This window comes from Bacillus sp. AP8 (assembly GCF_000321185.1).
Lineage (GTDB): Bacteria > Bacillota > Bacilli > Bacillales > DSM-1321 > Bacillus_AD > Bacillus_AD massilioanorexius.
Genome location: NZ_CAPG01000082.1, coordinates 17,241 through 31,357, shown reverse-complemented (window position 1 = coordinate 31,357; position 14,117 = coordinate 17,241). Strand labels below are relative to the sequence as shown.

Below are 14,117 nucleotides of genomic sequence, written 5' to 3'. Positions count from 1 at the left end.
AATGTACCCCACAAATTCAAATGAAGAAGGGATGAAGCGATCTATGACATTTAAAATTGAAACTCTCCCAAAATATCGCGTTGCATATATGCGACAAGTCGGTCCTTATGGACCCGCTAACAGTCAGGTAATGGAAAATTTAAAGGGATGGGCTAAAAAGAAAAATCTTTTTAAATCAGCAATAATATTTGGAATTCCACAAGATAATCCTGCTATAACACTTTCAGAAAATTGTAGATATGATGCTTGTATTGTAATCTCTATGGATTATCCATTAGAGGATTCTGTTTATGAAGGCGAACTTTCTGGTGGCGAATATGCAACCTTCCAAGTTAAACATACAGCAGAAGATATTCAAAAAGCATGGGCTGAAATATTTCCTGCTTTACACAATAGTGGATATCAAATTGATAACAAGCCCATTTTGGAAAGATACACGGACGATTTGGTTAAAAGCCATTATTGCGAAATATGTGTACCTGTTAAACCGTTATAGTTGATTAGTAGTTTTCACTTACGTAATACTTTATCATTGAGAAGAGCACGTGGCTTATTAAGCCAATAACTTCTTCAGCTTAGCTGCAATTGAACAAAACAAGCTATTCAAAATTCAATATCAATAGAGCCTTAGTACTCAATAAAAATACCAAAAGATATGAAGAGGAAACCCTATCCATACCTTTTGGCGACAATTTGTAAGTACCTAAAGAAAAATTCTTTAGGTACCTTTCTATTCATATATGAAAAGATTCAAGTATGGTTAGTAAAAACGGATGATTAATTTACTTCTAAGTGAAGATCTCCTGGTTTTACTTTTCCCATTAGTTTTAAAACTTTGTGCAAAATAAGTGTAATAATTGCTGGTAAGATCATTCCTACTGCTACATAAATGAAAAATACTTGTATGCCTTGTGATGTGACGATATTAATTGGTGCAATTAAAGAACTTAATCCCATTCCTCCCAATTCATAAGGAACCTGAAAATTGAATAGCATCGTTGCAATCGGTGCACTAATCGCTGCAGCAATTAAAGTTGGTACTAGATAAATTGGATTTTTAATTAAGTTTGGAAACTGAACCTTCGGTGTTACCACTGATTGTGCGAGGAAACCTCCAAGGTCATTGTCTTTTAATGACATTAATGTAAAGCCAACGAATTGTACCGTACAACCGATAAGTGCTGCTGCACTGGATACAGGATCTAATTGTAACGCAATTGCTAGTGCAGCTGAAGATGCTGGTGTCATTAATAATAAACTAAATACAAGAGCAAGAACAATTGAACCAATTAAAGGTGAACCAGAAACAGATTCTGTAATTTGTCCACTAATCCAATTTAATAATGGCGTTGTAACCTTTGCCAAACCAACACCTGCAATTCCACCAACAAAAATAGCCGCTAATGGAATAGCCATAATATCGAGTTTTGTTTTTCCTAGCATTCTTTTGCCTACATAGGTTGCAACAATTGCAGCTAACACTGCTGAAATAGGCTGTCCAGTCACAATCGTAATAGCACCCTCTGCGGTCCGATTAATCGCTGCACCACCAACAGTACTACAAGCCATTGCACTAAAGATAACTAATGAATTACCTCCAAGTTGATAGGCGATCCCTGCACCTAGCGCTGGAGCTAACAGTACTTTAGCCGCCCCACCAATTGTTAGAAACATCTCCCAATCTAAATAATTTCCAATTGATTCAAATAAAAGGCCAATCCCTAATGTTACTAATACGGCATTCGCAATTCCTGTTGAAGCCTTAAACATGCGATCAATGATATATTCTTTTCTACTCATCTTGTACCACTCCTATGCTGCATAAATATTCCGAATATTCAAACGTATGAATTCAAATAAAAAACCCTGACCATTAAGGACGGGAAATATATGCATCCCGTTTGAGCACTTCGCTTCATTCACTACTTCATAACAAGCGTAACCCAAACGTTTTTTAATATGTTAGAAACGCTTGAGCCTTTAGCATAATATGAGAGTTATAAGATTTATATTTTTACTGTTAAATCTTCTCATCTTAGGTACCTCTTTTCTATTTGTTATTTTGAAATACTAACACTTATTTTCTGAAAAAGCAAAACATTTAATCTATTTCAAAAGAAGATTTTTAAAACATAAATGTTTTTTGTATCAATAATTAGATGAATTTATTATCAAATATTCGCAACTCACCATTATATAAATATAAAGTTATAAAAAGTTTAAAATAATAATTTTCATTTGAAAAATCAGTCCGTCTTGCTGTGGAACATTATCACCTGAAATATTTAATCGCAGCCGCAACCCTTTCAAACATAAAATTTGTTACGTAGATAATCCTTATCAACCAGATGAGAAATTGATTTTACGCTCTGCTTGCTGCTTGTACGACTGCCGTAAAGATGGTGAAAAATGTTATATTTGTCCAAGATTAAAAGACAGCGAAAGAGCAGAAATGAAAGTCAAAATTCAAATTAAAGCTATAAGACCACAGTACACTGGAAGGTATTGTGGTCTTATTTTGCAAAAACATGTAAATGATCGTTTAGCATATTGTTTAAAAAATTTTTCACTACCTTGCATTAAATAATAGTAAATGTCATACTATAGTTAACTCAGTACTATACATTAAACAGTAGTTGCAGAAAGGAGGACAAAATTTGAATGTTCAATTCAAAAAAGGCGTTCTAGAATTATGTGTACTTGTATTAGTTAATAAAAAAGATCGCTACGGCTATGAGTTAGTTCAAAACATCTCAGATAGATTCCAAATATCCGAAGGGTCCGTTTATCCTTTATTAAGACGATTAACCAAAGAAGAGTATTTTACAACCTATCTTAAAGAATCAACAGAAGGTCCTTCGCGTAAATATTATCATTTAACAGATAGTGGTCAGTTATATATGAAACAGTTGGTTCAAGAATGGAAGGACTTCTCTTTAGCTGTAAATCAAATTATCGAGGAAGGTGAACAAAATGAATAGAAAACAATTCTTAAATGAATTAGAACGCTTACTCTCTTCTTTATCTAAAGAGGAGCGTGAAGATATTTTAACTGATTATAACGAGTATTTTGCCAACGGTTTAACAGAAGGAAAATCAGAGGAAGAAATTGTAGAAAAACTAGGATCACCCATAATTATTGCGAAAGAATTAGGAGTTAATAGTGGCTTGGATTTATCCGAGAATACAACAAAGAATTCTAGTTCATTCGGTTCTATCGTTGCTACAATCGCTCTCGGCTTCTTCAATCTCGTTTTTATACTTGGACCAGCAATTGGTCTTATAGGTGTATTATTCGGTGGTTGGGTAGCTGGTATTTGCTTAACAGCAGCACCTCTTCTTCAAGTTCTAAGCTTAGTACTCGGATTTAATGATTATTATCTCTTTGAATTTTTTGTCGCCATCGCTTGCTCTGGCTTAGGTATTTTTCTTTTAGTAGGTATGTATCATTTATCAAAAATAGTTTCAAAAGGTTTTAAAATGTATTATCGTTGGAATATTTCCATTGTCAAAGGAGGAATAAACCATGCATAAAAAGCTATTTATACTTGCTATTTTCCTTCTGACCATTGGAATTATTGGAACCGTTTTTACTGCTAAAGCTTATTTTACAAATATCGAACAACAAGATACACAAAAAATACAAAGTGATTCTATTCAAGTAATCAAACTTAACTCAAGCTATGGAGCTTTTGAAATTGTTGAAGGAACATCTGATGAAATTATTATAAAAACATCCCAATCAAATAAAGCAATGAAGCCAAAGGTCGAAATTAACGGAGATACATTACTTATAAAAACTTCACATAAAAACCAATTTCAGTTAGGAATCAATTTCAGATATAATGAAGACAAAATGTATGTGTATCTTCCAAAAAAAGAATTCAAAAAAATAATTGTAGATAATAGTGTTGGCTCTATTAAAGTGGCTAATATACAGGCTAAAAATCTTGTATTATCTTCAAAAACAGGCAGTATACAGATGAAAGATGTAGATGTATTAAAAACAGTTGCACGCTCACAAGTTGGCTCCATAAAGGTTTTCGGAGAAACCAAAAATCTTGTATTATCAAGTGAAGCTGGCTCTATTAAAGTAGATACTGACTCTTTACAACATCCTGGCTCAATCAGTAGTTCTGTTGGATCTATAAAAGTTTTTACAGATAAAAAACCAGAAAACTACATGATTACAGCGAATACTAAAATTGGTAGCACTTCGATTTTTGGTGAAGATACCAATACTTATACAAACGGCAATAGTCAGCATACTTTGAAACTAGAAACAAAAACCGGAAGTATCAAAGTAGAATAAAATTTAAAACAAAAGGGCTATCTAAAAAGTGAATCTCTATTCCTTTTTAGACATTCATATTACTATACAAAGTAGGCAATAAAGCCATATTGAGATAAAAAGACATCTAAACAGTGATTTTAAATCACCGCTTAGATGTCTTTAAACTTTATAATGATTTTGTTTTACACAAATTGCTTATCTTCTTCCTTTTTAAAAAAGCTCTTCATGGCGTGAAATACATCTGATTTCTGTTTTAAAATATAATACAAAAACTGTTCATTTTTAATATTTTTATACGCACTCATAAGTGTAGAATGACGATTGTATTGATTCACTTCTCCATAGCCAAACATATTCGATACCTTCATAATTTCTTCGACCAGCTTCACACACCGCGCATTATCGGATGTTAGGTTATCACCATCTGAAAAATGAAATGGATAAATATTAAATTTATCAGGATGATATTTCTCTTCTATAATTTCTAACGCTTTACGATAGGCAGAGGAACAAATTGTGCCGCCACTTTCCCCTTTAGTAAAAAAATCCTCTTCAGAAACCACTTTTGCTTCTGTATGATGGGCAATAAATTCAATCTCCACCGTTTCATACTTCGTTCGCAAAAATCTAGTCATCCAAAAGAAGAAGCTGCGTGCCATATACTTTTCCCAGATACCCATAGAACCTGAAGTATCCATCATCGCTAGCACAACCGCTTTTGAATCAGGTTTAATGACTTCATTCCATGTTTTAAATTTAAGATCCTCTTGAAAAATGGGATGAAAACCTGGTTTTCCATTAAGTGCATTCCGTTTAAATGCTGAAACCATCGTTTTCTTTTTATCAATATTACCCATTAAACCTGTTTTGCGGATATCGTTAAACTCAATAAATTCTACAGTATGCTCTGCGTGCTCTTTTCTTTTCAGATTAGGAAGCTCTAGTTGACTAAAAAGCGCTTCTTCTAGCTCTAATAAAGAAACTTCAGCCTCGTAATAATCTTCTCCAGCTTGATCTCCTGCTCCTTGGCCTTTCCCAGGTCCCTTTTGATTACTTGATCCATCTCTTGCTACAACATCGCCAACTTGACTATCTCCATCGCCTTGACCAACATGCTTATTCTTGTCATAGTTGTAGCGAATTTTAAATTCATCTAATGAACGAATCGGTATTTTAATGACATCAGTGCCATTTGACATGACAATACTCTCTTCTGAGATTAAATCAGGTAAATTATTATTAATGGCCTCTTGAACCTTTTCCTGATGACGTTGTTGATCATCAAATCCTTTGCGATGGAGGGACCAATCTTCTTTTGAAATAACATACTGATGGTTGCTGTTAACCGACATGCTGTTCCCCTCCTCTATGAAATTATTGAATGCAACTACTTAAACATCAGTCTTGTGAAACGACCCAACTACTCTATGCAATAGTGTGTATAAGATAAAATTTTTGGTTTCTTTATCTTATGCACGAATCTCTTATAATTTGCGAATTATTTTGACAATTGTACTTTTACCTACTTTTGGTCCTAATGAAAATCCTCGCTTAAAACAAGAAGTTCCCCAAACTTGAAACCAATACTACATATGCAAACAGTGAAACTGATCACACAAAAAAACAGACTTCATTTGTAAAACGAACGGATTACTATTCCATCTTCCACCAAAATATTTCTCTAATCGTCCATATACCAAAGTAAAAACTCTTTGTAATAGCATAAGGGCTTCTTAAAAACGATGAAGCATCATTTTTAAGATAGCCCTATAAAAATTTTTATAGATGCTTTTCTTGTATTGGATCAGAAATTAAATCCTTCTCTTCTCTAAGTTCTTTTGCTGTTTCCATCTGCTCCATTTGTTTGCCTAATTCTTTCACTTCTTCTAAATCTTTTGCCATCGAACTATTTTCTGGTACAAAATCTTTATTAAATGTTTTCTTTGGATTTTGATTCATATATCATCACTCCTTAAACATCTGTACCTTTAAAATACCCGATTCAAATAAATGTAAACATTAGTTTTTTTTACCTATTTAACAAACTGCCCACATATCTAAGTAGTTCATTTGCAGAAGTTGTATTGTAACCATGCTCATTTACTAATCGAGCGACTACTTCATTAACTTTCTTCAATTGTTCTTCATTTGGTGTTTTACTAGAAGTTGTAATTTTTACGACATCTTTTAAATCAGCAAATAATTTTTTTTGTATAGCTTCACGTAATCGATCATGCGAATTATAATCAAAACGCTTCCCTTTACGAGCATAAGCAGAAATTCGAATTAATATTTCTTCACGGAATGCTTTTTTGGCATTCTCTGAAATACCAATTTGCTCTTCAATAGAGCGCATTAATTTTTCATCAGGTGTAATTTCTTCCCCAGTTAAAGGATCGTGAAGCTTCGTTTTATTACAATATGCCTCAACATTATCTAAATAATTATCCATTAACGTTTTAGCAGATTCTTCGTATGAATAAACGAACGCTTTCTGTACTTCTTTTTTAGCAATATCATCGAATTCTTTTCTAGCTAAAGAAATGTAGTTTAAATATTTTTCTCTTAGCTCGTTCGTAATCGATGGATGCTGATCTAATCCTTCTTTTAAACTTCGTAATACATCTAATGCATTAATGGATGCTACTTCTTTTCTAATAATAGTCGAAGAAATACGATTTATGACATAACGTGGATCAATGCCTGACATTCCTTCATCTTGATGCTCTTTCTTCAATTCTTCTATATCTGCTGTATTGTAGCCTTCAACACTTTCTCCATCATATAGGCGCATTTTTTTAACTAAATCAATATCTCCCTTTTTCGGATCTTTTAATCGAGTTAAAATGGTAAACATCGCTGCTACTCGTAATGTATGAGGAGCTATATGCACATCTCTTACATCACTTTCTCTAATCATTTTCTCATAAATCTTTTCTTCTTGGGAAACTTGTAAATTATACGGAACCGGCATAACGATAATTCGTGAATGCAACGCCTCATTTTTCTTATTCGAAATAAAAGAACGATATTCAGTTTCATTGGTGTGAGCAATTATAAGTTCATCAGCTGAAATGAGCGCAAACCTTCCTGCTTTAAAATTTCCCTCTTGTGTCAATGAAAGCAAATGCCACAAAAACTTTTCATCACATTTCAACATCTCTTGAAATTCCATAATTCCTCGATTTGCTTTATTGAGCTCTCCATCAAAACGATAAGCACGTGGATCCGACTCTGATCCATACTCTGCGATAGTTGAGAAATCGATACTCCCTGTTAAATCAGCTATATCCTGCGATTTAGGGTCTGATGGACTAAAGGTTCCAATTCCTATACGTTTATCCTCTGATAAAAAGATACGCTCAACCATTACATCTTCAATTCGTCCACCATATTCTTGTTCAAGCTTCATAACATTAAGAGGTGATAAATTTCCTTCTATCCGAATTCCATACTCCTCAAAAAAATCTTCTCGTAAATGTTGTGGAATAAGGTGAAGAGGATCTTCATGCATCGGACACGATTTAATTGCATATATGGAACCAAGATCGCTATGAGAATATTGCTCTAATCCTCTTTTTAACATACTAACAAGAGTCGATTTCCCTCCGCTAACAGGACCCATTAACAATAAAATTCTTTTCCTAACATCTAATCTTTTAGCAGCTGGATGAAAATATTCTTCTACTAATCTCTCTAATGATTCTTCGAGACCAAACATTTGGCTATTGAAAAAACGATAACTTTTCTTTCCATTTACTTCTTCTATTCCGACATCCTTTATCATGTTGTAGACACGAGAATGTGCGGATTGAGCAATCCAAGGTCGCTCTTTTAAAAGCTCTAAATATTCTGCGAAGGTGCCTTCCCACTTTAACTTTTGCTCTTCTTCTCTATATCTTTCAATTTTTCTCAAAATATCCATAAAGGAACCTCCCCTAGTTTTTTCAGAGATGTTTCTATAATCTATGCACAACCAAGCATAATAATGATTAAAGAGTACTTGCTGATTTAAACAATCCTTTACTTAACATATGAAAAAGAAATAGCATGTGAACTTGTACGAAAATAGCCATAGTTTTCCTTTTATCGTAGCCGCACTTCCGATATAATGATTATATATGGAATAAATGGATATTTTAGGTGATTTTCGAAAAGGGGGAATTCAGTTGAAATTAACATTAATTATTTTAGTGAGTCTTACATTCTTAATCGCAATCTTTACTTCTGGTTATAATGATAAACCAAGTACTAAATAATTATTTTCTTCAGGCGCTAGCTACATACAAGAAGACAAGCTCTCATATTGAGAAGCTTGTCTTCTTTTAGTGTTGCCATTCACTATGGTTTTCAGATATTTCACTTAACGCTTGGCTCGCCTCGTGTTCATAGTTTTTTCTCACCGCAAGATCTCCAAGAGAAACCATTCCTACGAGACGATTTCCCTCTACAACCGGTAATCTCCGTATTTGCTCATCAGACATAATTTCAGCAGCTTCATCAATACTTGTATTAGGTGATATAGTAACTAAGTTTTCACTCATAATATCGGTAACCTTTGTTGAACCCGGACGTTTACTTCCTACTCCTCTTATCGCTATGTCTCGATCTGTTATCATCCCTAGTAGAATACCCTCTTCACAAATTGGTACTACACCAATCCCGTAATCCTTCATCAGAACAGCTACCTCATATACATTATCTAAGGGAGTGCAATAATGAATATTTGTCGTCATTACATCTTTAACTGTTTTCATCTGTCATCTCTCCTTCATACCTATACCTATCATGTATTTTTTTCTTGTTATCCAAAATTATACTAAGAACATCACTAGCAAGATGGAAACAAGATATAAAGGGTCAAAATACAAGATGCTATAACAAGGCGAGGTAATTGACAAATACAACAGCCAAAAGAAACGGATGTCTGAAAAAGCTAGGCTTCTCAAACATCCGCTTTTATATGGTTAAACTGAATTTTGTGCTTTTTCTAATGCTAATCTTATTCCAAATCCAATAAGAACAATACCAGTAATGCCTTCAATTCCTTTTTGAACAATAGGCTTCCTCATCCATTCACTAATTTGAATAATTAAAGATACATAAAACAAATACCATAATGCTGACAAAGCAATAAATGTGATTCCCATGATAAGAAAAGGAATCAAAGTATCTCCTTTTGGATCAACAAATTGTGGGAAAAAGGTTAAAAAGAAAATTGCTACCTTCGGGTTTAAAATATTCGTAAAAAAACCTTGTTTAAAACAGGATACATGATTATTCACTTTTTCAGCTTGAATTTCTACAGCCTGCTCTTGTTTTCTCAAAGCCCATAATGTTTTAATTCCTAAATAAATTAAATATACCGCTCCTACATACTTAAAAATAGAAAACAAAAAAGAAGATTTCACAATGATTGCAGATAATCCTACTATGGCTGCCAGCGTATGAATCATTAACGCACAACATATACCTAGCGATGTTTTAAAGCCACCTACCTTCTTCATAACTAGCGTATTTTTGGTGACAACAGCCGCATCAGGTCCAGGTAAAAGAATTAAAAAAATACACATAAGAACAAATACAAAATAATGATTCATAATTACATCTCCATTTATCTAAAAATTCAGTATTTTAAATTTAACATATATTTATAACAATGTGGACTTAAGATAATAATAAATTCCTGTTCACTGTTTCACAATTTTATTCATAGTAAACGCCATCTAGGCGAAAAGCATAAGGATTAGAATCTACGTGTAAGGGGGGATCAAATCCGATACTCATAAAGTAAGCGTCCTGAAACGGAATTCAACTGAAACCTATGTTGATAGACAAAGTATGAAAATACAACCTTCATAAAAAAGCACATCTATTCAATAAAGAAAAGACATGCTTTTAATTCATCATTTCAAATGAATATAATTTTGTTGACGTAATGCTTCATAAACGAGAATTGCTGCTGTATTAGACAGGTTTAAAGAACGAATATTGTCATTCATCGGTATACGCAGGCAATGTTCTAGATTATTTTGAATCAGTTCTGGAGGTAATCCTTTTGTCTCTCTACCAAACACGAAATAATAATCCTTAGAAACGTCACTATAATCAAATGTTGTGTACGTTTTTTTACCGAATTTCGTTATATAGAAATATTCGCCGCCTTTAGTACTTTCAAAGAAAGCCTCTAAATTATCATGATAATGGATTTGGACAAACTCCCAATAATCCAATCCTGCTCTTTTTAGCATTTTATCATCTGTTGAAAAACCAAGTGGACGGATTAAATGCAAAATTGTATCCGTTCCTGCACAAGTTCTTGCTATATTACCAGTATTTGCAGGTATTTCGGGTTGAAATAATACTACGTGTATTGCCACCTTATATGTTCACCTCTAAAAAATATCTTCAATTCATATCTTATAATTATATCATGCTTTTCTGATTCGGTCTTATTCATCGCCTACAATTGTAAAAAATCGATATTGGATGTTTGGTGTATATGCTGTTGAATCTTCATATGACCAGTACCTTAAACGACTATTCGTCGTATGCGCATTAACGAGTGGCATCCCTTCTGCATCCTTTCCTGTTACAATTGTTGTATGATTAAAACGTCCATCACCTTCAAAATCATAACAAATGACATCACCTAATAACAATTTCTCAGGAGAATCTACTTCAATGGCTTTTAATCCTGTTTTTGAATTAGATAAATACAAAACAAATGCGTGAGCCACTGCCCAGCTATAACTCCAGTTATTTCTGTTATACCACCAACCAGCTGAACGATTCGGTGCTCCTCTCATGGGTGCTTCGCCAGCTAGTAAACATTGCGAAATGAAGTTTGTACAGTCGTTCTCGAACATCTCAAATGAAGGATTGAACTCATTCCACCATGTTTCTGCATACTGAACGGCCCTTAATCGATCATAATAAAAGGGAATACGTAAATCTGTATCTTTCCTCCATTTTGCAGATGATTGTTCCTCAGAAAACAGTAAAATGACTTCTTCATCTTCCACTAATGTCTCTCTATCAAAATAGGCCTTACGCTCCTCCATTTCTTCTTCGATATAAAATTTTTGATTTTGCTTAATAAAAAACTGCCAATGAATTGTATAATTAACACTTGAACGTTCATCTGCTGAGTGATGAGAACGAATGGTTCCTCTCGCCTTTACATATACAATTTGAGCATTTCTTTTTTGAAATAAGTTGGATTTCAATTCCACTTTAGTACAACTAAGAGAAGTAGAATCATCAACATATTCCTGACAACGTTTTTGCAAATGCTCCTGCAGTTGTTTTTTCAAGTCTTAACCTCCTTTTTATGAAAAACCATAACGATTCACATATGTTGAAGAATTGAAGCAATGCCAATCCATATCATAGGATACACCTCTGTCAATCAAATACGAATCGCTATAGTTAAACAAACATCGTATTGAACGAACAAAAACATAAGAGCAAATAACTTCATAATAAAAATATATGAAAGAAATGAAAAAAAATAAGCAACAGAAGTAATTATCTGTTGCTTAACGTCTTTTTAATTTCCTCTAATACGGTTTCATCCTTTTCAGCTAACAAAGCTCTCTGTAATACATCGTCTGCTCTTTCAGATGAAATCTTTCCAATTGTCCAAGCTGCGATACCTCGCATATCAGCACGTGGATCTTTTCTTAATACTTCCTCTAATGCTTCAAGTGATTCTTCCTCTTTAAAATGTGCTAAAGCGATTATGGCATTTCTTTGGATAATTTTCTTTCCTCTCCACGCTCCAGATAAATGACCAAATTGCTCTTTAAATTGACGATTACTAAGCGTTAGAAGTGGTGTTAGCAATGGCTTTGCAATTTCAGGATCAGGTTCCATTTTTTCATGATAATGAAAATCTATTCCTTTATTTTTCGGACATATCGTTTGGCAACTATCACAGCCATATAAGCGATTTCCGATTTTTTTTCGAAGTTCTTCTGGTATAACCTCTTTTGTTTGAGTTAAAAAAGCTATACAACGCTTCGCATTTATTTGTCCGCCTTCAATTAACGCTCCTGTTGGACAGACATCTAAACATTTCGTACATGAGCCGCACTGATCTTCTAAAGGTTCATCTGGTTCAAGAGGAAGATTGGTAATCAATTCACCTAAATAAACATAAGAACCAAATTCTGGTGTAATAATCGCACAGTTTTTCGCACTCCAACCTATCCCAGCTCGTTCTGCAACAGCACGATCTGATAATTCACCTGTATCAACCATAGATTTTGTACGCACATCTGGAATTTTATCCAATAGATATTGTTCTAGCATCTGTAGCTTTTCTTTCACTAATACATGATAATCTACTCCCCAGGATGCTCGACAGAAGATTCCTCTTCTTTCTCCCTTTTTGCCTTGTATATGCTCTTTCATTTTAGACGGATAAGCTAATGCAATCGATATAATCGACTTTGGTTGATCAAATAAAAGGGAAGGATCTGTACGTTTATCCAAATCTGGTTCCTCAAACCCCGACTGATAATTCAATTCCTGTTGTCTAATTAATCGATCCTTTAATTCAACGAACGGATCAGCTGTTGTAAAGCCAATTTTATCGATTCCAATTTGTTTACTATATTGGATAATATCATACTTCAATTGTTTATAATCCAAGAGTTTACCTCCTTTCTAAATAGGATAATATGGTAAAATATATAAAAAAAAGCAGTTATCGCTCTTTATAAATTCACAAATATTTATCAATAAAAAGGACTAACTACCAAAACCATAGGAGATGATCCCTTGACTATCCAAATTGACTCTATATTAAAAGAAAAAATTCCAGACTTTAAAATAGCTGCTATTTACTATCACTCTATAACCGTAAGTGATTCTCCTCAAATGTTAAAAGGACGATTGCAGATGTTTCAGGAATCTCTATATTTTGAAACTCAGGAAAAAGAATTAATGGATTTTCCAGGTTTAAAAGAATGGAGAAATGTTTTTAAATTAGCTGGAGGTGACCCTTCTCGTTATCGTCACTCAGCTGAAGCTTTATACCGCCGAGTAAAAAAACAGAACTATTTACCTTCTATACATACAGCTACAGATATTAATAATTTCTTTTCTTTACAATACGAATGTCCCCTAGGCATTTATGATTTAGCACATATCCAGGGAAACATTGTATTTACTATCGGTAAAGAAACTGATGAATATTTAGGTATTAACGAAAGAAATAATACCATGAAAAACATTATTATATCAAAAGATGAAATTGGAGCCTTCGGAAGTCCTTATGTCGATTCTAAACGAACGATTGTTACAACTAGTACAACAAATGCTATTCAATTTATTTATTTACGACCTTCTTTATCCTTAGAAGAATCTGAAAAACTAACAGAATCTTTGATGAACATGTTATTAAGCATACATGGAGGAGAAGGAAGCTTTACCATATATCGCTAATACAAAAACTATACAAAAGGATGCCTTCTCTTCCATATAGTAAGGCATCCTTTTATTTCATAGTAAAAAAATTTTGTCTCAAATTCCTTGTTTAATAGTATTTAAAAACATAAATAAACGCAATGCCTCGTTCTCCTATGTAACGAAACACTGCGTTAGTAGCTATGTATGGAGCGGGTGAAGGGAATCGAACCCTCATCATCAGCTTGGAAGGCTGAGGTTTTACCACTAAACTACACCCGCATATATTTTTGTCGAAATTTGTAACAACAAAATTGATTATATACCTTTTCAAACCTTATTGCAAGTAGTTTTTAAAAAAATATTCATAAGTATACCTTTGTTTTTTCACATATCGTATACTTATGAA

Annotated in this window: 14 protein-coding genes and 1 tRNA gene; 5 read left to right on the top strand and 10 right to left on the bottom strand. The window is 33.5% G+C overall.

Annotation, left to right across the window (positions count from 1 at the left end; all coding sequences use genetic code 11):
* Positions 1-43: 43 nt before the first annotated feature.
* Positions 44-496 carry an AraC family transcriptional regulator gene (locus BN349_RS19670; RefSeq protein WP_019244031.1) on the top strand — a complete coding sequence of 151 codons (453 nt, stop codon included), beginning with the start codon at positions 44-46 and terminating at the stop codon, positions 494-496.
* 281 nt (positions 497-777) lie between these two features.
* On the opposite strand, the gene BN349_RS19665 is transcribed toward BN349_RS19670, so the two are convergent.
* Positions 778-1,800, bottom strand: coding sequence for a PTS transporter subunit IIC (locus BN349_RS19665; RefSeq protein WP_019244030.1), 1,023 nt, complete (start codon positions 1,798-1,800; stop codon positions 778-780).
* An 857-nt stretch (positions 1,801-2,657) separates the two neighbouring features.
* On the opposite strand from BN349_RS19665, the gene BN349_RS19660 reads away from it, so the two are divergent.
* From BN349_RS19660 to BN349_RS19650, 3 genes are read left to right on the top strand one after another with little or no spacing between them, the layout of a single operon-like run.
* Positions 2,658-2,981, top strand: a complete 324-nt coding sequence (locus BN349_RS19660) for a PadR family transcriptional regulator (protein ID WP_019244029.1) — start codon at positions 2,658-2,660, stop codon at positions 2,979-2,981.
* On the top strand, positions 2,974-3,534 hold the full coding sequence (locus BN349_RS19655; RefSeq protein ID WP_019244028.1) for an HAAS signaling domain-containing protein: 561 nt from the start codon (positions 2,974-2,976) through the stop codon (positions 3,532-3,534). Before BN349_RS19660 ends, BN349_RS19655 begins: the two co-directional genes overlap by 8 nt.
* Complete coding sequence (locus tag BN349_RS19650; protein ID WP_019244027.1) at positions 3,527-4,312, top strand: DUF4097 family beta strand repeat-containing protein; 786 nt, start codon at positions 3,527-3,529, stop codon at positions 4,310-4,312. The genes BN349_RS19655 and BN349_RS19650 overlap by 8 nt, the downstream gene beginning before the upstream one ends.
* Before the next feature lie 164 nt (positions 4,313-4,476).
* On the opposite strand, the gene yhbH is transcribed toward BN349_RS19650, so the two are convergent.
* The 8 genes from yhbH to queG form a co-directional block, all read right to left on the bottom strand.
* Positions 4,477-5,646: a sporulation protein YhbH gene (yhbH, locus tag BN349_RS19645; RefSeq protein ID WP_019244026.1), complete on the bottom strand. Its 1,170-nt coding sequence runs from the start codon at positions 5,644-5,646 to the stop codon at positions 4,477-4,479.
* A 427-nt stretch (positions 5,647-6,073) separates the two neighbouring features.
* On the bottom strand, positions 6,074-6,253 hold the full coding sequence (locus BN349_RS19640) for a hypothetical protein (RefSeq protein WP_019244025.1): 180 nt from the start codon (positions 6,251-6,253) through the stop codon (positions 6,074-6,076).
* A 70-nt stretch (positions 6,254-6,323) separates the two neighbouring features.
* The gene (locus BN349_RS19635; protein ID WP_019244024.1) at positions 6,324-8,219 is read right to left on the bottom strand and encodes a PrkA family serine protein kinase; all 1,896 of its coding nucleotides are present in this window, start codon (positions 8,217-8,219) and stop codon (positions 6,324-6,326) included.
* Between the two features lie 400 nt (positions 8,220-8,619).
* Positions 8,620-9,051, bottom strand: coding sequence for a CBS domain-containing protein (locus tag BN349_RS19625; protein WP_019244022.1), 432 nt, complete (start codon positions 9,049-9,051; stop codon positions 8,620-8,622).
* Positions 9,052-9,261: 210 nt separating this feature from the next.
* A complete protein-coding gene (locus tag BN349_RS19620; RefSeq protein ID WP_026089401.1) occupies positions 9,262-9,897 on the bottom strand; it encodes a LysE family translocator in 636 nt (211 codons plus the stop codon).
* A gap of 303 nt (positions 9,898-10,200) precedes the next feature.
* Entirely contained in the window at positions 10,201-10,674 is a 474-nt protein-coding gene (trmL, locus tag BN349_RS19615; RefSeq protein WP_019244020.1) for a tRNA (uridine(34)/cytosine(34)/5-carboxymethylaminomethyluridine(34)-2'-O)-methyltransferase TrmL, read from the bottom strand.
* A gap of 72 nt (positions 10,675-10,746) precedes the next feature.
* The gene (locus BN349_RS19610; protein WP_019244019.1) at positions 10,747-11,610 is read right to left on the bottom strand and encodes an amidase domain-containing protein; all 864 of its coding nucleotides are present in this window, start codon (positions 11,608-11,610) and stop codon (positions 10,747-10,749) included.
* A gap of 214 nt (positions 11,611-11,824) precedes the next feature.
* Positions 11,825-12,952 (bottom strand): tRNA epoxyqueuosine(34) reductase QueG, encoded by a 1,128-nt coding sequence (gene queG / locus BN349_RS19605; RefSeq protein WP_019244018.1) that lies wholly within the window; start codon positions 12,950-12,952, stop codon positions 11,825-11,827.
* Positions 12,953-13,081: 129 nt separating this feature from the next.
* Between queG and BN349_RS19600 the strand changes: the two genes are divergently transcribed.
* Positions 13,082-13,747 carry a B3/B4 domain-containing protein gene (locus tag BN349_RS19600; RefSeq protein WP_019244017.1) on the top strand — a complete coding sequence of 222 codons (666 nt, stop codon included), beginning with the start codon at positions 13,082-13,084 and terminating at the stop codon, positions 13,745-13,747.
* Positions 13,748-13,916: 169 nt separating this feature from the next.
* On the opposite strand, the gene BN349_RS19595 is transcribed toward BN349_RS19600, so the two are convergent.
* Positions 13,917-13,990 (bottom strand) — tRNA-Gly (locus BN349_RS19595).
* Positions 13,991-14,117: the final 127 nt, after the last annotated feature.